Below are 21,430 nucleotides of genomic sequence, written 5' to 3'. Positions count from 1 at the left end.
TGAAATGAGTGATGCGGGCGGTAATACCGCCCGCATCACTCATTTCCTAACACGTAACAATTAACGACAGGAACTCACATGACTTACTTAATAAGAGGCAAAGTTGCCCTCTTTATAAAAGTAATTGTTGTGACCCTGATTGCTTCGATCCTCCTTTTACTTGCACAGAGTGCTTTTGCCCAACGCGAGTATGTAATCTCAGGCTTTTTAGCAATATCAGTTCTGCTTCTTGCTTTGACGTACTTAAGTAAGATTTCAATTCCGCTTAAATTCTTTATTCCAGGAATTCTCTTGTTGACCGCATTTGTCATTGCTCCAATTTTGTATACGGTGACAATGTCAGGTTTCAATTACAAGACCGGAAACATAATTTCCAAAGAAGAAGCAATCGTTCAGATCAAGGTGCGCGCGATTGAATCAGCGCCCTCTGGGCTTAGCTTTGATGTTAAGTTAGGTAGATACGACGGAAAGCCTGCAATCTTGGCTTCGGATATCAATACCCCTGAATACTTTATTTCAACCGTTGATTCACGAATTCCTTTAGTTGCATCCTCATTAACGCTAAATGAGTACGGTGTAGCGGTTGAGGCACCGAATTTCACTCCGCTCAACGAGTCTGAATTTGCAACCGCCGATAAAGAATTTACTGGGACGCGCTTTGTATTTGATGATCAATACTTCATCGCCCTAGAAGGCTTTGAGGCCGGTATTGTTTCTCAGCAAGTCTTAGAGTTCATTCCTGAAACTGATCAGTTCAGAAACCTATTAAATGGGGCTATTTACACAGATAATGGGCGCGGAAATTACGCAATGGCAGATGATCAAAGTGCGATTCTAGAACCTGGTTGGCGCGCACCTATTTGGTTTGAAAATTATGTAAATATCGTCAGCGATCCACGTGTTCGCGAACCATTGATTCGAGTCTTTATTTGGACAGTGGCCTTTGCTTTCTTGACGGTGCTTACAACTTTTGCTTTGGGACTTTTGTTGGCCTTAGCGCTCAATAAACCAATTCATGGTCGTCGCATTTATCGCTCAATCTTGGTGCTTCCATATGCGATGCCCAGCGTTATGAGTATTTTGATCTGGGGTGGAATGTTTAACACCGAATTTGGTGCGATTAACGCCTTACTCGGAAGCGATATTGCCTGGTTCTCAGATCCCAACTTCGCACGCGTTGCCGTCATTTTGGTAAACCTGTGGCTTGGCTTCCCATACTTTTACTTAATCTCAAGTGGTTCATTGCAAGCGATCCCAAGTGAATTGCTAGAAGCTGCCGCTATTGATGGGGCTAACCCTCGCCAGATATTCCGTAAGATAACTTTGCCATTGTTACTTCAGATTCTTTCACCACTATTGATTGCGTCATTTGCATTTAACTTTAATAACTTCAATCTGATTTTCTTGCTTACTGGTGGTGGGCCACGAAATGAACTTGATGGCGAAATCGCTGGTGCCACCGATATTTTGATTAGCTATACCTACAAAATTGCTTTTGGTTCAGGTACTCAGGACCTTGGTCTAGCTAGTGCAATCTCGCTGATCATCTTTATTCTGGTCGCATCTATTTCCTTGTACAGCTTGAGAAAGTCCAAAGTATTGGAGACTTTCGCATGAACAAGTGGCTAAGAGATGATTTGTGGCGACACCTTGTAGGTATCGCAATCTGTTTGTTTGCGCTTTTCCCACTGTATTTGGTGATTATTTCATCCTTTAGCTCTTCCGGAAGTCTGCAGTTGAGCTCCTTCCTGCCGCGCGAGATCTCTTTTGCAAACTACAACAAGCTGTTTAATGATCCAACGATTCCGTATTTAACGTGGGTCAAAAACTCATTGCTGATTGCTGGTTCTGTTGCGGTGTTCTCGGTGATGATTGGAACAGCTTCGGCGTTTGCCTTTAGTCGCTTGAAATTCAAGGGACGCAAGCTTGGTATTCAACTATTGCTTTTGGTGCAGATGTTCCCAGCAATTCTGGCAATTTCTGCCGTGTACGTCATCATGGAGCGCGTCTACAAATTTGCTCCCGAAATTGGTTTAGGTACACAACCAGGTCTGTTGTTGGTGTATCTGGGTGGTGCCATGGGTGTAAATATTTGGTTGCTTAAGGGTTTTGTGGATTCAATTCCCTCTGAACTAGATGAAGCGGCAAAAATCGACGGTGCATCTGAAGTCCAGACTTTTTGGTTGATTTTCGTACCACTTGCTTCTCCGGTATTAGCAGTTGTTGCGTTGCTTAGCTTCATCGGAACCTTTAACGAATTCATTTTGGCTCGCTTGTTCTTAGTTGATATGGAAAGCAGAACGGTTGCAGTTGGTTTGCAACAGTTTATTGGTGGCCAATATTCACAGAACTGGGGCCCTTTTGCGGCAGGTTCAATTCTGGCTTCGATTCCAATTGTCATTATCTTCTTGTCATTGCAGAAATACATCGTTAGTGGATTAACGGCAGGTTCGGTTAAGGGCTAATGCTCACTAAGAGAATCAGCTCTGTCGTAGCAACCTTTGCATGTTTAGTTTTTGCAACCAGTGCAGTTGCCGCTTCACCATCAATACCTGAAGATCGAGTTGGGCTATCAAAAGACCTTATTTACTTTGTCTTTCCTGATCGTTATCTCAATGGTGATCCCAGTAACGATGAATATCCAGGCTATGACCCTAAAGACACCGCTTTTTTTCATGGTGGGGATCTGAAAGGCTTAACAGGAAACTGCGCTGCCGGTGACAATGGTTTAGCGCGCATTAAGAAGTTGGGATTTACTGCGGTGTGGGTAACACCTCTCGTTGTTCAGCAAAAACCAACGCCATACGGTGCGGGATACCACGGATATTGGGGTGTTGATTTTCTAGATGTAGATCCTCATCTTGGAACCAAAGCAGATTTGTTAGCATTTTCAGAATGTGCAAAGAAGCTAGGACTTAAGTTGGTTTTAGATGTCGTAACAAATCATACTGGAGATGTAATTGCTTATAAAGATAAAGAAGCTTTTATTCCAGCTGATTTAGCTAATGCAAAGAGTCCAGCGTGGCTTAATGATTTAAGCAATTATCACAACGTTGGCGATATGAATAGCTGTTGGGGCGAAGGCTCTTGTATGCAACTGGGTGATTTCTATGGTCTTGATGACATTGCTACCGAAAAGCCAGTTGTTTATAACGGTTGGGCCGATCTCTATGGCAAGTGGATTAAAGATTATGGCCTTTCGGGATTTCGAGTAGATACCGCTCGACATGTAGATGACAATTTCTTTAAGAATTGGTCACCACAAATAGATGCAGCTGCAAAGTCTGTGGGAATCGATAACTTCACTATTTTTGGTGAAGTCTGGGATGTTAATCCGATCAATTTAATGAACTACATTCGTCGCAATAAGATCCAAACGGTATTGGACTTTCCTTTCCAAAGGTCGGCTGCTGAATTCGCATCTGGGTATTCCGATGCAGCCACAATTGAAAATCTGTTTAATTATGATGACTTGTATACGACAGCTACTACTAACGCATCAAACATGGTTATTTTCTTGGGTAACCATGACATGGGTAGAGCTGGAAAGATCATTGAATCCAAGCGTATAAATCCAGCAAATGAGCTGTTGCCTCGAATGCTTTTGGGTCATTCTTTGATGTATTTAACCCGTGGAATTCCTTCTGTTTACTATGGTGATGAAGTCGGTATGACTGGGACTGGATCTGGCAGTGATCAATTAGCCCGCCAGGACATGTTTTCGACAAAAGTAAATATCTGGAAAACTGAAAAGCGCATTGGCTCCGCACCTATTGGCACCGGTAATTCCTTTGACATAACCGATAAACATCCCATTGCAAATCATCTAAAGGTTCTGGCTAACCTGCGTGCTGCAAATCCAGCCCTAGCTAATTCATCGATGCAGATCAGATATGCCAAGGATTATCTTTTGGCAATTTCAAAGAAGGATGATGCAGAAAACCGCGAATACCTTGTGGCATTCAATAATTCCAACAAAGCAATTAAAGCAACAATCAGCACCGCTACATCCAAAGGTGGCTGGAAGTTGCTTATGGGTAAAACTTCTATCAAGGCAACTGCAGAAAAGGTAACCATTACAGTTCCTGCACTTTCCACCATTGTCTTAAAAGCCAATCAAAAGATTGATAAGACCAATGTAAAGGTAGGAAAGATTTCATCTAAACTAGATTTCCTTAGTGGTTACTATGAAACCAAAGCATCGGTTGTGACTCAAGATATGGCTAAGGTAACTTTCTTTATCCGAACAGCTGCTGATCAACCATGGAGCTCGCTCGGAACAGATACCAATGCGCCTTATTCTGTATATGTAGATCCGATGGATTTTGAAGGTAAGCGAGTTGAAATCAAGGCCACCGCCACAAATTCAAAGGGGGTCAAGTATGAGTTACCAAGTACATCCATCCTTATTCCCGCACCATGATGGAAGCGAGCTGTATGTAAGTAATGCCGCGCCAAAAATTGGGCAGAAAGTTTTCTTAAAGGTGCGCGTTCCGCATTCCTATTCTTTTGAAAAGAGCTTTGTTCGTATCTATGAAGATGGTGAACCACGCAGCTATGAGCTGGCTTTAGCAAGTAAGGCTGCTTCCGAGAATTGGTACCAAGTTGAAGTTCCAATCATCAACACCCACACCTTGTATCGTTTTGTTTTTGTTTCTCGAGACAAATATGACTGGCTTAATGCTTTTGGCTTAACTGATCACGATGTCCATACAAATAATGACTTTCAAATCGTTGCAGTACCAGCCAACCCTGAATGGATTAAGGCTTCGGTTTTCTACCAAGTATTTCCAGATCGCTTTGCTAAGTCTAAAAATGTGTACCCAACCCCTGATTGGGCACATCCACGTGATTGGAATGAGCTTCCACGTGGTCGAAGTGAGTTCACAAGCAGCGAGCTGTATGGGGGAGACATTCCCGGAGTTGAAGAACATTTAGACCACATTCATGATTTAGGCGTAACCGGAATCTACTTCACGCCATTTTTCCCATCACGTTCTAATCACCGTTATGACGCAAGTAGCTTTACTGAAGTGGATCCAATTCTTGGTGGTAACAAGGCTTTGTTTTCACTTGTGAAAAAAGCAAGCCAGCTTGGTATTCGCGTCATGGGTGATCTGACTTCTAATCACTGCGGTGCTGGGCATTCTTGGTTAGCAAAAGCCAAGAAGAGCAAAACTGCAAAAGAGCGAACTTATTTTTATTGGGATAAATCAGTCAAGCATGGTTATGTTGGCTGGTGGGGATTGGCTTCGCTACCAAAACTTAACTTCAATTCAGCTGCATTAAAAAATGAGATGTACAAAGGTAAAAATTCAATTGTGCGTAGATGGATTTCGCCGCAGTTTGGAATGTCTGGTTGGCGCATTGATGTTGGAAACATGACAGGTCGACTTGGTGCAGATGATCTGCACGATGATGTGATGCACGGGATTCGCCAGGCCATGGATGAAACTAATCCCGATGCTTGGCTCGTTGCAGAAAATGGTGACTTTGTTGCTAGTGATCTCAATGGCCTTGGGTGGCATGGAGCAATGAATTATCAGGGCTTTATGCGCCCTGTTTGGAACTGGCTTAACAGAAATTCCGAAATTGGCGGAGGCTTTCAAGGCCTTCCCTTCGCAATGCCACAGATTTCAGGTCCACAACTAATTAATAGTATGAAGCAGTTCAATGCATCTGTTCCATGGAGAAGCGTTACTGCCAGCATGGTGCTGCTAGATAGTCATGACACTGCGCGTTTTCGCACAGTCGTAAAGGGCGATGTTGCTTCACATCTATCAGCCATGACTATGGTTCTTACATATCCAGGTGTGCCTTCAATTTTTGCCGGCGATGAAATTGGTCTTGAAGGTTCGTGGGGAGAAGATGGTCGACGCACGATTAATTGGGAGGATCGTACGCAGTGGGATCACGAATTTTTGGCTCAAGTTCGAACACTGGTTTCTATTCGAAAGAGTAATGATGCCTTGGTAAACGGTGGCTTGCGTTGGGTTGCTGCTGAAAAAGATTTCATTCTCTACTTACGTGAATCCAAAAAGCAATCAGTTCTGGTTTTTGTGTCACGCACAGCAGTAAATGTGAAAATAGACCTTGAGGATTTGGGTTATAAGGTTTCAAAGACGCTCTACGGACAAGCTGCCAGCGGTACAAAGTTTGCAGTTAAATCAAAAGCTGCGGTTCAAGCGATTTGGGAAGTTAAGATTTAAGCCAAAATCGAAGTGGGTCATTTAAATATTTGGCCCATGAACGTTCATTGTGGCCGCTTCGCTTGTACACCTTTGTTTCAAAGTTATTAGTAAATCCACGTTCTCGCATCAGGGTATCCACAAAGTTTTGCAAAGGTGGATACTCTTTATCTAAACCTTTATCGCCACGGCTCATCCAAACCTTATGTGTCAAAGGCAATGCTTCAACCATTGATCGAGCAAAGTTTTGATCGCTAATTATCCAATGTGGCGATAAAGCAAGTGCAGTAGAAAACTTTTCAGGATGCTGGATTGCTGCATACAAAGTCGCCAAACCGCCCATACTTGAGCCAATAACTGCGGTTTTTTCAGGGGAGTGAGTACCAACAATTGCAGGAACAATCTCGTTAAAAATCTGATTCAAGTACGAATCTGAATGAATTTTGATTTTTGGATCGTTGATTGTCCAACGCGGATCTACATAAGCACCGGATGTGAAGAACTTTTCAGGTGCTAAATCCTTTGCCCGGCCCCAAGGATTGTTCTTAGTTGCGCTATGCCATACCCCGATAATTGTTGGGGGTTTGATTCCTGCCTCATGAGCAACATCGATTGCAGATTGCGCCATTTTCCAGGTTTGTCGGTGATGGGTACTGGTTGTGCCATCAAAGACATTCTGACCATCATGGGCAATCAGCAGATGGTCGCTGCCTCCGCGGGGCGTCCAGTAATCAACGGTGCGCTCTTGAAACCGGGTGCGCACAACTTCGCCGGGAACTCCTCGGATTTGAAAGCGCTTAATCTCCTGCATGATGATTTAATCATCCCATGTCAACGCCGAAAACATCAATTATCTGGTTTCGTCGCGACCTTCGGATAAATGATCACCCAGCGTTGTTAGCTGCAATTGAATCATCAGATGAAGTGATTCCACTTTTTATTTTGGACAAGGCGCAGATCAAAGAAGCCGGCGCAAAACTGCTGGCATATATGGGTCAATCCTTAAGGGCTTTAGATGAGTCCCTTGGAAATAAACTTCACATTATTGAAGGGGACCAAGTAGAAGTTCTCACAGCATTAATTAAAAAGTATGGCGTAGAACAAGTTCATATATCGGCAGAGTATGAAAGATATGGCGCAGCACGAGATGCCAAGGTTGAAGCTGCCGGGATTACCTTGATTAGAACTGGAAGTCCCTACGCAGTTGCGCCAGGTCGCGTCTTAAAACCATCTGATGCAACGCCTTACAAGGTGTACACACCTTTCTATAAAGGCTGGAGAACACATGGCTGGCGTGCTCCTGCGGTTACGCCAAAGAAATTCAACTGCGTAGAGCCAACGGCGCAATATCGCGCTTTTCCTGATTTCCCTATGCCTGAAGGCGTTTCTGTGATTGAAGCCGGAGAAGCGGCAGCGCTGAAGCGATTCAAAGAGTTCACCAATAAAGGTTTAGATTCTTACGACGAGAATAGAAATTTTGCAGCTATTGATGGAACTTCGAAAATGAGTTCGTACCTAAAGTTTGGTGAAATTCATCCACGCACACTGCTCCAAAATCTTGGAGAAAGTAAAGCCCATGACACTTTTAGAAAAGAAATTGCTTGGCGTGAATTTTATGCCGATGTTTTGTTTAACAACCCAATGACCGATATTGAATACTACGCACCAAAGTTTGCAGAAATGCGTTATGACAAACCTGGCAAGCAGTTTCAGGCTTGGTGTGAAGGCAAGACCGGGTACCCATTTGTGGATGCTGCTATGCGTCAACTTGTGCTTGAAGGATGGATGCACAATCGAACACGCATGGTTGTCGCTTCATTCTTAGTGAAGGATTTGCACCTGGAATGGCAACTTGGCGAAAGATTCTTTGCCGAACATTTAGTTGATTACGATGTTGCATCCAATGCGCATGGTTGGCAATGGACTGCAGGGTGTGGAACTGATGCATCGCCTTATTACCGAGTCTTTAATCCAATTGAACAAGGCCGACGTTTTGATGAAAATGGCGATTACATCCGTAGATATGTTCCAGAACTAGCGCATTTGTCGGCATCTGAAATTCACGAGCCCTGGTTGTTTCTAGATGGCTACAGCAAGGGATATTCCGAGCGCCTTGTCGATCACGCAGTTGAACGTCATGAAGCCCTTGCGCGTTTACAGGAAATTAAAGCTGACAAACCCCCAATGCCTGGCGCTTAGCCGAATACATCGCATTATCTGCGCGTTGCAATAAATCAGCTGCCCCATCATTATCTGCAATACCGATACTGACTCCGATAGTTATTTCGTGGCCATCGATGATAAATGGATAAGAGAGCGTGCCGCGCAAGGCCAAGGCAATTTCCATTACTGATTCATTTGACCCATCAACCAATATTCCAAATTCATCACCCCCCAACCGGGCAAGTAGCGCGCTACTTGGCAATGCCCGTAAAAAACGTTGAGCTACTTGTTGCAAGACCTTGTCTCCAACTTGATGGCCATAGCTATCGTTTACTGGTTTAAATCCATCCAGATCAAGCAATAGCAGCGATCCCTTGCGTGTAGCAAAACTTTGAATTTCTGAAATCAAACGCCTTCTATTGGGAAGAGTAGTTAAATCATCTGTTCTTGCAAGAACTCTTTCATGACCGATACTGCGTGCCTGGCTTAATGCAATGCTCATTCTTATAAAAGCTAATGCCAAAGTTCCAATTGCAGGAATCAAAATGAAATGTGGAAATTTCTCAGGTGCAATAGCAAGTAGAGCCAGCAGAGTTGCACTTAAGAAAACAGAGATTGTAATCAAAATTGGGCTTACACCATTTTGCGCTGAGTTATCAGTGCCCGAATGCCACACACTTTCAGAGATAACAATGAACCCAAGCAACCATCCGTAGTCAACCAAAGATCCGAAAACGTAATTCAGATTCAGGTTTTGCCATAAGAAAAGAAAATCTGCTGCAGCGTAAATACAAACTCCGATAGTTAAAAGCAAACCACGCATGGAAAAACCCTGCATCACCACTGTAGCGATGATGAAACACAATAAGACTAAATCTGCGACGGGATAGATGATGGCTAGAAAGGATTGATTTAAATTACCATCAAAGTGGGGAAGCACGGGTTGTAGCGCAAAGGCGGCGCCTAAAGTACTTAAGCCCAACCCAACAATTGATGCGTCAACTAGTTCAAGAATTGTGAACCTTTGCCGTATCGAAATCAGAAACTGCATGCCAAGGAGTGCAAGCGGATAGAAAAGTAGGTACAGCGCGTCAGAACTGTTTGTCAGAAAGGCTGAGAGATCCACATATGAGCTAGTAGTTGCGGCAATTGAACCTAGGCTCCAGCTCAAGATTGCTAAAGCGGTTAATGGCTGAGCCCATTTATTGCTGATCCGTGGCGCAATTAGTATAGAAATCAAACAAGCAATCGGAATTGCATTAAAGAGAAACAAATCAAGCCAGATACCCTGAAAGCTTTGATGCACAACTAATGCGATCCCAAACAATACCGGGGCCAGGAAACGCAATGCGCGCATGCATTAAGGGTAGGAACACTGTGCCGGTAAGGGGATAGGGGTTCCCTTAGATGCAAAAACCCCGCTACCTGTATGGCAGCGGGGTTTTGTGAAGCTTTGTGTCTTAGAAGCGCCGTGTCCTAGAAGCGCCGTGCCCTAGAAGCCCTTGGTACAAATTAGATTTGCACTCGCGCGAGCTTCTGCAACATTGGCTGAAAGTTCTGCCGGCTTGTTTGTTGCTACAAGCTTTGCAGCCTCTAATCTGCGAATGGTGATGTCGATATTGCGAATCTTGCTTGCATAGGCGCGTGTTGCAGATGTCCATGAAGCAACCGCTGTAGTCAAAATCTTTTTGTCCGCATCAGTTGTTGCTGCAGCTAACTTTGCTTGTGCTGCAACTTGACGTTTTGTTGCTTCATCCAACTTGGCTTGAATCTCTGCCTTGTTTGCAGTTTCAGTAGTAATTCCTAGATCAATCACTGGAATTTGTGCCTTAAAGTCAGCAAGAGTCTTGGTTGACTTTGTTCGTGCAGCAACTGCATCTCTTGCCGCTGTTACGCAGTCTAGTGATAACCATGTCAGTTTCTTGCTTGTAGACAAAGGATTTTTAGTACAACGGTAGGTTCCGCCACTTGTCTTAGTTGTCTGACCTGACTTCTTGCATGCAACGCCATTAGAAATCTTTACGGCTGCATCTGCAGGTACTGCAATCATGACGCCACCGGCGACCACGAGCGCTACAGAAAGTGATGCGATCTTGCGGAACATATATGTGCCTTTCGTAGTAATGACGCAATACTACCGATTAGGCACTTAAAGAAGGCTGAAAACCCGCCGTGAGTCCGATAAGTATGACCGTTACTTTCGTTGCTTCGCCCTCATGTTCATGCCAACTTTTCTAACAATAGAACGCGGCATGGTTTCCACAATCAAGACCAAGAGCTTGTATTGCCACCCCGGAATGCTGACCGCTTTACCTTTGAGCGCATCACGCCACGATTGTTCAACTAATCGATCTGGGTTGAGCCACAAAAAGTTAGGCAGCCCCTTCATCGACATCTTTCCACGCTGATGAAATTCGGTGCGGGTAAAGCCAGGACACAAAGCGCTGACCTTCACATTCGTTGCAGACAACTCTGTGTTGAGCGACTCAGAAAGAACCGTCAGATATGACTTGGATGCGCTGTAGGTACCACCTGCGATGTAACCAGCCACAGATGAAACATTGATGATGATTCCCTTATTGCGCGTTTTCATCAGAGGCAGTGCAACATGCATCAAACGCATCGGAGTTCGAACCAAGACATCCAGTAATTGCTGCTCAACTTCTAAAGTCGACATGGTGAAAGCTTTGTTGGTCCCAAAACCAGCATTATTGATCAAGACATCAATCTGATTTTCAAGAATGTACTTTTCAATGCGAAGACATCCTTCATCTGTCGCAAGATCTGCTTGGATCACATGAGTTTTGATTCCAAACTTTGCTTCAAGTGCAGCTGCACGTTCATGAAGTCTTGGCAGATCACGGGCTACTAGAACGATGTTGTAATTATTGCCAGCGAGCAAACGCGAGAAACTCTCGCCAATACCAGCTGTCGCCCCCGTAACTAGCGCCCATGAGTTCATTTGGCCTCCTATGAAACAGTAAGTTCACCAATTGCACCCTTTGGCACAAATGGTGAATGAGGTGCGATTGGTCGAAGTATTTCATACTGTGCACCCTGTAATGGGCGAAGATCTTTCTCACCTTTATTTGGCCATAAAGATAATGCGCGCTCGGCTTGTGCTGTAATTGTTAGCGATGGATTGACACCAAGATTTGCGGTGATGGTTGAGCCATCAACAATATGAAGCGTTGGATAATTCCACGCTCGATGGTATGGATCAACAACGCCTTGCAGAGCATCTTGACCAATTACACATCCGCCAACAAAGTGAGCTGTAAATGGCGCATCAATTAAATCTCCAACATGTCCCCCTGCTATTCCACCATGTTTTTGCGCAATCCGGCGGACAACTTCATTTGCAGCAGGGATATACGTTGCGTTGGGGTGGTCAGGATCATTTGTCGAAGTTAAATGCCAACCAAACCAACTGCGTTTTGGCTTAACAGAGATATAAGAATCAACATTTTGCATGGTTAGCGCAATTACTGTCCGCTCACTCCATTTGCGAACATCCAGGATTCTCTTTAAAAGATATGGGTTTGCAAAAAAGGCTTTCCACCATTGCTTACGGCGCATTTTTGATGAACTGCCGTCAGTCATAATTGTTTGCAGCAATCCCATTAAGTTACTGCCCTTGCCATAACGAACAGGTTCAATATGAGTATGTTCATCAGGGAAGAATGAAGAAGTGATTGCGCTACCTTGACTAAAGTCAATATCAGTATTTTTCATGAGCGCTCCAGTGAGCGCTTCGCTATTTGTACGTGAAAGATCACCCAATCGATCTGACAGTAGAGGCAATACCTTGGAGTCCTTCATTTTATGCAGCAGTTTCTGGGTGTTGTACGTACCTGCAGCAACAATTACCTCATTGGCGTAGAAGCTCTTCCCTCTTGATCCAAATGGATCACCGGTTTTAACTGTTGTTATCTTCCAACGCCCATCTTCAACTTGTTCAATTTTGGTTGCCGTAGTCATCGGGAAAACTTTCGCACCTGCAGATTCGGCTAGACCTAAATAATTCTTGGGCAAAGTATTTTTTGCATTAAACAGACAGCCGGTCATACAAGATCCACATTGCTGACACCCACTTCGATCAGGGCCAACTCCACCGAAGAATGGATCTTTAGAAACGATTCCTCTTCCTTCGCCAAAGAAAACTCCAAGTGGTGCCATTTGAAAGGTATGACCAACGCCCATTTCGTGGGCGGCATCTTTCATTGCTTGATCACTATTTGAAAAGTATGGATTTTCAGTCACGCCTAACATGCGACGGGCTTGATCAAACCAAGGTTCGAGTTCTTTCTTCCAATCTGTGATTGCTGCCCACTGCTTATCATTGAAGTAATCATCACCAGGTTGATACAAGGTATTGGCATAAACCAGTGATCCACCGCCAACACCTGCACCGCTTAATATCAAAACATCGGGCAAGACATGAATACGTTGGATCCCGTACAAACCAAGTTTCGGAGCAAAGAGAAACTTATTTAATCGCCATGAAGTCTTTGGAAAATCTTTATCTTCAAAGCGACGACCTGCTTCAAGTACTGCAACTGAATAACCCTTTTCGCGCAATCGAAGCGCGGAGACCGAACCACCAAAACCTGATCCGATCACCACGACATCGAATGAATTATTCATTTAATTACACAATGATCCCTGATGGGTCTTCTTCGCGAATCTTCCATTCAGTTCCATATGAAGGCAATAGATCCAAGAAAGGCTTAGCGTCAAACCATTCTGGCCCAACAACACCTTCTGGCTTCCAAATACCCTTATGGATCAGTTCCATCGCGATAACTGGATTAACTGCAGTTTGCCAAACAACTGCTTGATCACCGTATTCGGCCATAGACCATTCATTGTCTACAACGTTGTACATGTAACAAGCGTAAGGCTTACCTTCTTTATTAAGGCCCTTAACAAGTGCGCCTGCACAAGTTTTTCCCTTCATGCGCGAACCAAGCGTTGCAGGATCTGGCAATGCTGCTGCCAATAGGTCACGAGGTGACACCTGTATACCTTGAACATCTACATGGTCTTTGCGATCCATTCCCAACATATGAATTGTCTTCAATGTTGTAATGAACTGAGCTCCAAGACCATACTTAAAATTAACCTTTTTTGCATCAACTTTTTGTGGAATTAATACAACCTCTTCATGCTCAACATTGACGCACTCAACAGGTCCAATTCCTTCAGGGAAATCAAAAACTTCGATCTCGCTAAACGGTTCGGTTGTGTACCAACCACGACCGTCTTCCCAGACCAAAGGTGGGTTTAAGCACTCTTCGATAGTTGTCCAGATAGAAAATGATGGAGCAAAGTCGTATCCCTCAACAGTTAAGTTAGAACCATCAAAGATAGTGAATGAATCGATTCGGCTAAACAAATGATCTTCGGCATAACGCGCAAAGACATCGCTCATACCTGGCTCGATTCCCATTCCGACAAGCGCGTAAATCTGGCGCTCTCCCCAGTTCCAGTCACGTGCAAACTGTTCATCACCAAGCTTTACGCCGGTTTCAGAGTTTGGGTAATGAGGATGTGGCCTTGATAGTGACATCGCCATATCAATGTAATTTGTGTTTTCAATTTCACAAGCTAAGAAAATTGGCATAACAAAACGTGGATCAACAGCATTAACAACGACATCAGGCTTTACCTTACGAATCAACGCACGGATGTCTTCCAGTTCGGCAGCATTCACCTCCGCTGCAGAAAATCGTGAATCCTTGACTCGGGTAACTGCATCTTCCGCGCGTGACAGAGTTCGATCAGCGACGACCATTGAAGAAATAAATGGTTTACGTGATGCGATATTGACGATAGCTCTGCCAACTCCGCCCGCGCCTATAACTAGCGCCTTCATTGTTGGCCTCTCATGAGGGAATAACTTCCTTTTCGTTAGATTGCGCAGTCTACCCGTGACCTTTATTCATGACAAGATTGGGCATTATTACTTGATAATTAGTAACGATAGGTCCCCGTAGCTCAGTGGATAGAGCAACCGCCTCCTAAGCGGTAGGTCGCAGGTTCAACTCCCGCCGGGGACACCCCTAATGCAGTTTAAGAAAAAACTACTGTTCTTTTTCCAACAATAAAGATTTTGTCATCAGCGTATAACTTCACTGCTTTTGCCAATACACGACGTTCGATATCACGACCAATTGCGATTAATTCTTCAGCAGATGCGTTGTGGGTTACATGCGCTACATCTTGCTCAATAATTGGACCTTCATCTAAATCACTAGTTACAAAGTGTGCGGATGCGCCGATGATTTTTACGCCGCGCTCATGCGCTTGGTGATAAGGCTTAGCGCCCTTAAATCCAGGCAAGAAGGAGTGGTGAATATTGATAATTTTTCCAGGCATGGTGTTGCAAAAATCCGCGGAAAGAATCTGCATGTAGCGAGCCAGAACAACAAAATCGATCTGTAACTCTTCGATCTTTTTCAATATTTCTGCTTCTTGAGATGCTTTTGTATCTGCAGTAATTGGTAAAAATAGAAACTTAACTCCATGGGATTCAACTAAAGAGCGTAGCTCTTCGCGGTTTGAAATAACCAATGGAATTTCAACGTTAAGTTCGCCTAGCTCTTCTAAATACAACAGATCACGCAAGCAGTGACTTTCAGTTGTAACCATTACTAAGGCGCGTGGCTTTTGTGCGGTTGGTCGAATATGCAAAGAAGGGCTAAATTTTGATAGTCCCTCATTCAAACTCTTGCGCGCGCCATCGATTCCTTGTGAGGTTTCAAAACGGGTACGCATAACAAACTGATTAGTTGTTGGATCAGTGAACTGCTGGTTTTCGATAATGTTTCCACCACAGTTAAGAACAGCAGAAGTCATGGCATGAACGATGCCAGGCTGATCTGCACATTGCAGGGAAGCGATTAAATCCATGGCCTAAGGGTACGCGAGATTAGTGGCGCAAGGTAAATCGCTGCATTGACTTAGGTGCCCACCAGTTGTTCTCGCCAAATAGACGCATCAAAGCTGGAACTAAGAGGCCGCGAACAATGGTTGCATCCAACATAACCGCTAAAGCAACACCAAATCCCATTGTCTTAATTGATGTAACACCGCTCGTAACAAATGCTCCGAATACCACAGCTAACAAGACTGCGGCAGCAGTGATAATTCGCGCTGATCTCTGAAGACCAATCGCAACTGATTCAACATTTGTTTTGCCTGACAGGTGCTCTTCACGGATGCGTGAAAGTAAGAACAGTTCGTAGTCCATCGAAAGACCAAACACGACTACCGCAATCAAGATAACAATTGAGGTATCAAGAGTTCCGGTTACCGTAAATGAACCAACCAGCCATTGCATATTTCCGTCAACAAATATCCACGTAAGTGCTCCCATAGTTGCACCAAGTGAAAGGAAGTTTAGAATCACAGCCTTAATCGGAAGAATAATTGATCCCGTAAAGACAAAGATTAAAACCAGAACGCTCAAGATGATCCAAGCAAGTGCCCATGGCAATGTGCGAGAAATTCCATCTTGAGAATCCGTGTAGTCAGCTGCAACTCCACCTACCAAAGTTCCCTCAGGTGAATCAACGTTTCGAACATTGTGAATCAACTCTTGGGATTCAGGAGTGCGAGGCAACATCTCTTGATAAGCAATTACGCGAACATCATTTCCAATTGTTTGAGGTGGAAGCACGGCAACAATTCCTGAAACCTGTCGCAATTTAGAAGTGTAAGTGTTAATTTCTTCAGTCTTGTTTGCCCCGTCTTTGATGATGACTTCAATTGGAGTACCTGTTTGTCCCGGAAAACGCTCAGCTTGTAGCGCCGTTGCAAACGCTGCCTTGTTATCTGCTGGCAACATTCGAGAATCACCTTGTGAGAATTTAATGTTTGTAATTGGTGCTGCCATGATTCCAAGAATCACCAGAGACAAAACAACCGCACTTACCGGACGCTTCATAACCAAGCGTGCAGTTTTTGCCCAACGACCATCTTCTTTTGGAGTAATTGCAGACTTACGAACAACTCCCTTGTCGATTCGGTCGCCAAGCAAAGCCATGATCGGAGGCAAACCAAATAGTGCACCGATTACTGCAAGTGCAACAACTGAAACACCTGCATAACCAAATGACTGTAAGAAAGGTAGCGGGAAGAAGGTGAGCGATAACAGTGTTACCAAAACCGTCATTCCCGAATAAAAGACAGTTTTACCTGCGGTAGCCATTGTTGTGACTATGGAATCCTCAACACTTTTTCCGCGATGTAACTCTTCGCGGAATCGGTTAACCATTAACAATGCATAGTCGATACCTAAGCCCAGTCCCATACCTGTGGTCAGGTTAAGGGCGTAAATACTGACAGTTGTAAATAATGTGAAGAGATACAGGATAAAGAAAGCACCCAAAATCGCAGCAACTCCAACAATCAGCGGCATGGCCGAAGCAGCTAAAGCTCCAAATACAAGAACCAGCAAAATAAAGGTTAATGGAATTGAAATCAGCTCGGCGATCTTTAGATCATCTGAAATCTTTTTGGTGATCGCATGGCCCACTACCCCCACGCCGCCGGCATAAAGAGTTAAACCTTCGTAGGATCCATCATATTTTTCCTGCATGACTTTTCCGAGTTTTTGGCTCTCTGGCGTAAACGCTTCGCCTTCTCCATAGACAAGGATGTATGCAGCTTTACCGTCACTGGACTTTAAGGTTGCTTCGCCACCGCTAGTCCAATAAGAAAGAGTTTTTGTAACACCCTCTTCTTGAGCAATTTTCTTTTCTAGCGCAATACCTTTTTGTGCAACTATGGGATCAGTGACATCAGTTGATCCTGAGTCAACAATGATGACAACTGCAGGGTCAGAAAGTTTTAACTCTTCAGTTAAGTATGTGTAGACCTTGTAAGAGTCACTATTTGGATCGCTATACCCACCTGAATCAAGACGACTAAAAGCTAATGAGCCAAAGCCACCTGCGACCAGAATTCCAACAATAAATAGAATTACTGCGCTCTTTCTGCGCTTGAAGATTACGTGGCCAAGCTTTTCAAACATTTCTATCTCTTTTCCTTGTAGTTAAAGATTTAAAGCAGTAGTAGAATCAAAGTTATGAGCGATCTCTTTCCGAAAGTGACATCCGATGAAATTGATCTCGATGCTGCCTCCGAACAAGCTAAGCGCGAAGAAGAGTTAAAGTCAGATCGCCCACCACATCACGAGGGTTAATCTGCTTTCGGCGCAGGTGCCGAAGCAGGCGTACTCGGTGTCGAGTCTTTTTTTGCAGAATCTGTTTTATAAAATCCCGAACCTTTAAATACCACTCCAACCGCGGTGTACACCTTACGGATTTCACCTTTACATTCAGGGCAAATAGTCAGGGAGTCATCTGAGAAGGATTGAATTGCTTCGAATTGGTGCTCGCACGCGGTGCATGCATATTGATATGTAGGCATCGCGACTCCATTTCTGGCTAAAAATCCCGCTGGCTTAATATGGCCGGCGACTATGTGCTCAGTCTAAAGAAGTGAGAAGATTGGCGCGAATTGAGGCACTTTCCTGGCGCCTCTCGAAAGGCAAATGTGAGGAAGTTCGCAGCCCGTAGCACTCTAGTACTTCTATTTACTTTATTGGGAACAACTGCGACATTCGCAAATTCGCTTGTCAGCACTTCACCAATTAGTGGATCAACATTGTCAGTTTCGCCAACCAGTGTGACAGTCACAGGCCAATTGCCTCTCTTGCCAGAAGCCAATGAAATTTCAGTGACAGATCCAAATGGAGTTCGCGTCGATGACGGAACCATCATGGTTAATGATGTCAGTGTGACTGTTGGATTGATGCCGCTTACTGAATCAGGTTTTTACACAGTTACTTATCTTTTGTATGCAGAAGCAGATGCACCACTGGAAGGTAGCTACCGATTTAAATATCAAGCACCGAGCACCATCGCTCCAGAGAATCCAACTCCACAACCAACAGAAACACAAGCACCAGCCAGTAGTAGTTGGGCCACAAATGTCTTTGTGATTTTTCTTCTTGCAATGGCCGTGGCAGTAACAGTTGGTTTATCGCTCTATGCCCGCAAACTATTTAACAATCGATGAATCTCCTAACAACTGCATTTAAGTTTCTCAATTTACTTGGTGGCTTTGCTGCAGTAGGTGCTTTGTTGTCCATGGCATTTCTTGTCATCAATAAGGATGGATTCTTAACCACATCAGGTGAAAAAGTTCGTGGTCTACTTAAGATCAGTTCAACAATTTGGGTAGTCGGAGCTTTTGGAACAATCATCTTCACCTTGGCGCAGATCTTAGGAACAACGCTTTCCGATGCTTTGGATCCGACGGTTATTCGCTCATTTATTACGCAGATATCACTTGGAAAGTATTTAGCTTTCCAAGCGCTCATGGCAGCGATCGTTCTTATATTTTCTTTCACAACAAAGAAGATTGAATCACTAATCATCTTGTTGGCTTTAACTATCGCGGGCCTAGTTGCACCAGTCTTTGAAAGCCACGCGGCATCAAGTGGCTCTCACTCACTTGTCATTGGTTCGCTAGTGATTCACGTGATAGCTCTTTCTTTGTGGGTTGGTGGAGTCATTGCTTTGGGAACGCTTTCAGCCAAAGACCGCCCAACCGCTGTTCCTCGCTTCAGCCAAATGGCTTTATGGGCGGCAATTGCTGTTGTTGCTAGCGGAACTGTGAATGCGTGGGCCCGATTAAATTTTGTAGATGCCTGGAATTCTTCATATGGATTCATTGTTCTTGGCAAGATTTTTGCCACAGTAATTTTGGTATGGATTGGCTATTTACATCGCAAAACGCTTTCAAACAAGGATTCAATTAATTGGGTTGGTTTTACAAAAATTCTGTCAATCGAAGCGGCAATCATGGTTGTTACTGTTTTGATGGGAACCTGGTTATCAGCCAGTGCATCACCTGATCGACCAGGTGTTCAAGAGTTCAGTCCAGCACTTTCAATTGTTGGAATTCCAACGCCACCTGAACCTACTTTGTCACGCGTCTTGTTTAGCTACGAACCAAATGCTCTAATGATTGGTGTTTTAGCTTTAATGGTCGCCTTGTACGTCAAAGGTGTTGTCGTTCTGACTAAACGTGGAGACAAGTGGCCTGTTGGGCGAACGATTGCATTTGCCTTAGGTATTGCTGCAACTAATTTTGCAACAAGTGGTGGCTTAGGTTTGTACGCTCAGTTCTCGTTTTCTTATCACATGATGTCGCACATGGTTCTAGGAATGATTGCACCAATTGGTTTGGTGCTCGGTGCACCAATGACATTAGCGCTGCGAACTTTGCCGCAAGGTAGAAATAGTGATGAACGTGGAGTTCGAGGATCCTTGCTAGCTGCGTTGCATTCCAAGGTCGGAGTTATCTACACAAACCCAATCGTTGCCTTAGCAATTTTTGATGGCTCTTTATTTGCGCTGTACTTCACCGATTTATTTGCAGTACTTATGCAGAGTCACGTTGGCCATCTGTTTATGAGTCTTCACTTCTTAGCGACAGGTTTCTTATTCTTCTTCATCATTATTGGTGTTGATCCAAACCCTCGCAGAGTTCACCACTTGGTGCAGATTGTCATTCTCTTTGCAGCTATGAGTATTCATGCCTTCTTCTCAGTTGCGCTGATGTCCACCACAACACTTATTGACGCCGGTTTCTACGCTTCGTTGCAAACCCCTTGGCTTGGTGATCCACTTGCTGACCAAAAACTGGGTGGCTCTATTGGTTGGGCTATGGGGGAGATTCCAATCCTTATTGCTTTGGTCGCGACATTTATCAATTGGATGCGAGATGATTCGCGCGAGGCAAAGAGAATTGATCGCAATACCGCTCGCCAAGCGGCCATGGGTCAGCCAGATGATCTAGCCAACTACAATCAGTATCTTCAAGAACTAGCAGAGCGCGATAGGAAAAGCCCGAATGGATAATGTTTTCGATTTACCCGCAGAGTACAAAGAGCTGCGTACGAGCGTTCGCGCGCTTGCTGAAAAAGAGATTGCACCATATGCACAAGCGGTCGATGAAGAACATCGTTTTCCTAGCGAAGCCAAAGCAGCGCTTGTAAAAAATGGTTTGTTTGCAGCACACGTGCCAACTGAATTTGGTGGAGATGGCGCAGATGCTCTCGCTGCTGTAATTATTATTGAAGAAGTTGCACGATCTTGTGGTTCATCATCACTTATTCCAGCGGTAAACAAACTTGGTTCAGTGCCATTGCTTCTAGGTGGCAATGAAGAGCAGAAGAAGCGTTGGCTTCCACGTTTGGCAAAGGGCGAAGGATTTTCATATTGCTTATCTGAATCTGAAGCTGGATCTGATGCAGCGGCACTACGAACAAAAGTTGAACGTTCTGGCGATGGCTGGGTTCTTAATGGAAGCAAAAAATGGATCACTAACGCCGGAGAATCCGAGTTTTATTCAGTAATCGCACAAGGCGACCCAACGCTTAGAACAAAGGGAATGACCGCCTTTGTTGTTGAAAAATCTGATCCAGGCGTCTCTTTTGGAGCACCTGAAAAGAAGATGGGTATGCGCGGATCTCCAACTCGCGAAGTTTATTTCGACAATGTTCAGCTAAGCGATGATCGTCGTATTAGCGAAGTTGGACAAGGCTTTGCTCTTGCAATGGCCACACTGGATCACACGCGAATCACGATTGCGGCACAAGCAATTGGTTTAGCGCAAGGCGCATTTGATGTCGCAACAAAGTATGCACATGAGCGCCAGCAATTTGGTAAGCCAATCTTTGATTTCCAGGCGATTCAATTCATGCTTGCAGATATGGCAATGAATATTGAAGCTGCACGCCTTCTTACTTACGCCGCTGCAGTAAAAAGCGAAAATAATGAGAAGGATTTAACTTTCTTTTCAGCAGCAAGTAAGTGTTTAGCCAGTGACATGGCCATGAAAGTAACGCAGGATGCGATTCAAGTTCTTGGTGGATACGGATATGTCAGTGATTACCCAGTTGAACGAATGATGCGCGATTCAAAGCTAACTCAAATTTATGAGGGCACTAATCAGATTCAGCGAATCGTGATGGCGCGTAATCTTCCTAACAGCTAATT

General features: G+C 44.3%; 16 protein-coding genes, 1 tRNA gene and 1 pseudogene. 9 read left to right on the top strand and 9 right to left on the bottom strand.

The genetic code is table 11. The features are described from left to right. Positions 1-78 precede the first annotated feature (78 nt). From AC9UC2_RS00215 to AC9UC2_RS00200, 4 genes are read left to right on the top strand one after another with little or no spacing between them, the layout of a single operon-like run. Complete coding sequence (locus tag AC9UC2_RS00215) at positions 79-1,617, top strand: ABC transporter permease subunit (RefSeq protein ID WP_509523833.1); 1,539 nt, start codon at positions 79-81, stop codon at positions 1,615-1,617. After that, entirely contained in the window at positions 1,614-2,465 is an 852-nt protein-coding gene (locus AC9UC2_RS00210; protein WP_509523830.1) for a sugar ABC transporter permease, read from the top strand. Before AC9UC2_RS00215 ends, AC9UC2_RS00210 begins: the two co-directional genes overlap by 4 nt. Further along, the gene (locus tag AC9UC2_RS00205) at positions 2,465-4,423 is read left to right on the top strand and encodes an alpha-amylase family glycosyl hydrolase (protein ID WP_509523828.1); all 1,959 of its coding nucleotides are present in this window, start codon (positions 2,465-2,467) and stop codon (positions 4,421-4,423) included. Before AC9UC2_RS00210 ends, AC9UC2_RS00205 begins: the two co-directional genes overlap by 1 nt. Then, the gene (locus AC9UC2_RS00200; RefSeq protein ID WP_509523825.1) at positions 4,383-6,209 is read left to right on the top strand and encodes a glycoside hydrolase family 13 protein; all 1,827 of its coding nucleotides are present in this window, start codon (positions 4,383-4,385) and stop codon (positions 6,207-6,209) included. Before AC9UC2_RS00205 ends, AC9UC2_RS00200 begins: the two co-directional genes overlap by 41 nt. Here the strand turns inward: AC9UC2_RS00200 and AC9UC2_RS00195 are convergent. After that, a complete protein-coding gene (locus tag AC9UC2_RS00195; RefSeq protein ID WP_509523822.1) occupies positions 6,199-6,999 on the bottom strand; it encodes an alpha/beta hydrolase in 801 nt (266 codons plus the stop codon). The genes AC9UC2_RS00200 and AC9UC2_RS00195 overlap by 11 nt on opposite strands. A 17-nt stretch (positions 7,000-7,016) precedes the next feature. Between AC9UC2_RS00195 and AC9UC2_RS00190 the strand changes: the two genes are divergently transcribed. Next, positions 7,017-8,387: a cryptochrome/photolyase family protein gene (locus tag AC9UC2_RS00190; protein WP_509523820.1), complete on the top strand. Its 1,371-nt coding sequence runs from the start codon at positions 7,017-7,019 to the stop codon at positions 8,385-8,387. On the opposite strand, the gene AC9UC2_RS00185 is transcribed toward AC9UC2_RS00190, so the two are convergent. From AC9UC2_RS00185 to AC9UC2_RS00165, 5 genes are all read right to left on the bottom strand, one after another. After that, positions 8,353-9,708, bottom strand: a complete 1,356-nt coding sequence (locus AC9UC2_RS00185; RefSeq protein WP_509523817.1) for a GGDEF domain-containing protein — start codon at positions 9,706-9,708, stop codon at positions 8,353-8,355. The two genes, AC9UC2_RS00190 and AC9UC2_RS00185, sit on opposite strands and share 35 nt — an antisense overlap. Positions 9,709-9,843: 135 nt before the next feature. Beyond that, a complete protein-coding gene (locus AC9UC2_RS00180) occupies positions 9,844-10,455 on the bottom strand; it encodes a hypothetical protein (RefSeq protein WP_509523815.1) in 612 nt (203 codons plus the stop codon). 90 nt (positions 10,456-10,545) lie between these two features. Further along, positions 10,546-11,313, bottom strand: a complete 768-nt coding sequence (locus tag AC9UC2_RS00175) for an SDR family NAD(P)-dependent oxidoreductase (protein ID WP_509523813.1) — start codon at positions 11,311-11,313, stop codon at positions 10,546-10,548. Between the two features lie 8 nt (positions 11,314-11,321). Beyond that, positions 11,322-12,998, bottom strand: coding sequence for a GMC family oxidoreductase N-terminal domain-containing protein (locus tag AC9UC2_RS00170; RefSeq protein WP_509523810.1), 1,677 nt, complete (start codon positions 12,996-12,998; stop codon positions 11,322-11,324). Positions 12,999-13,002: 4 nt separating this feature from the next. Further along, on the bottom strand, positions 13,003-14,229 hold the full coding sequence (locus AC9UC2_RS00165; protein WP_509523808.1) for a saccharopine dehydrogenase family protein: 1,227 nt from the start codon (positions 14,227-14,229) through the stop codon (positions 13,003-13,005). A 111-nt stretch (positions 14,230-14,340) separates the two neighbouring features. Between AC9UC2_RS00165 and AC9UC2_RS00160 the strand changes: the two genes are divergently transcribed. Then, a tRNA-Arg gene (locus AC9UC2_RS00160) sits at positions 14,341-14,413 on the top strand. Between the two features lie 13 nt (positions 14,414-14,426). Here the strand turns inward: AC9UC2_RS00160 and purU are convergent. From purU to AC9UC2_RS00145, 3 genes and pseudogenes are all read right to left on the bottom strand, one after another. Next, on the bottom strand, positions 14,427-15,266 hold the full coding sequence (gene purU / locus AC9UC2_RS00155; protein ID WP_509523805.1) for a formyltetrahydrofolate deformylase: 840 nt from the start codon (positions 15,264-15,266) through the stop codon (positions 14,427-14,429). A gap of 19 nt (positions 15,267-15,285) precedes the next feature. Beyond that, positions 15,286-17,391 carry an MMPL family transporter gene (locus AC9UC2_RS00150; RefSeq protein ID WP_509523802.1) on the bottom strand — a complete coding sequence of 702 codons (2,106 nt, stop codon included), beginning with the start codon at positions 17,389-17,391 and terminating at the stop codon, positions 15,286-15,288. 173 nt (positions 17,392-17,564) lie between these two features. Further along, a pseudogene (locus tag AC9UC2_RS00145) lies at positions 17,565-17,789 on the bottom strand (FmdB family zinc ribbon protein); the annotation flags it as partial. 126 nt (positions 17,790-17,915) lie between these two features. On the opposite strand from AC9UC2_RS00145, the gene AC9UC2_RS00140 reads away from it, so the two are divergent. Genes AC9UC2_RS00140 through AC9UC2_RS00130 form a run of 3 tightly spaced genes read left to right on the top strand, consistent with a single transcriptional unit; the run spans position 17,916 to position 21,428 of the window. Beyond that, positions 17,916-18,440 carry a copper resistance CopC family protein gene (locus AC9UC2_RS00140; RefSeq protein WP_509523799.1) on the top strand — a complete coding sequence of 175 codons (525 nt, stop codon included), beginning with the start codon at positions 17,916-17,918 and terminating at the stop codon, positions 18,438-18,440. Next, positions 18,437-20,290, top strand: coding sequence for a bifunctional copper resistance protein CopD/cytochrome c oxidase assembly protein (locus AC9UC2_RS00135; protein WP_509523797.1), 1,854 nt, complete (start codon positions 18,437-18,439; stop codon positions 20,288-20,290). The genes AC9UC2_RS00140 and AC9UC2_RS00135 overlap by 4 nt, the downstream gene beginning before the upstream one ends. Next, positions 20,283-21,428 (top strand): acyl-CoA dehydrogenase family protein, encoded by a 1,146-nt coding sequence (locus AC9UC2_RS00130; RefSeq protein ID WP_509523795.1) that lies wholly within the window; start codon positions 20,283-20,285, stop codon positions 21,426-21,428. The genes AC9UC2_RS00135 and AC9UC2_RS00130 overlap by 8 nt, the downstream gene beginning before the upstream one ends. The last annotated feature ends 2 nt before the right edge of the window (positions 21,429-21,430 follow it).

Source organism: Candidatus Planktophila sp. (assembly GCF_036734405.1).
GTDB lineage: Bacteria > Actinomycetota > Actinomycetes > Nanopelagicales > Nanopelagicaceae > Planktophila.
Note: the sequence above shows the minus strand (reverse complement) of the source record. Positions and strands in the feature narration are given on the sequence as shown.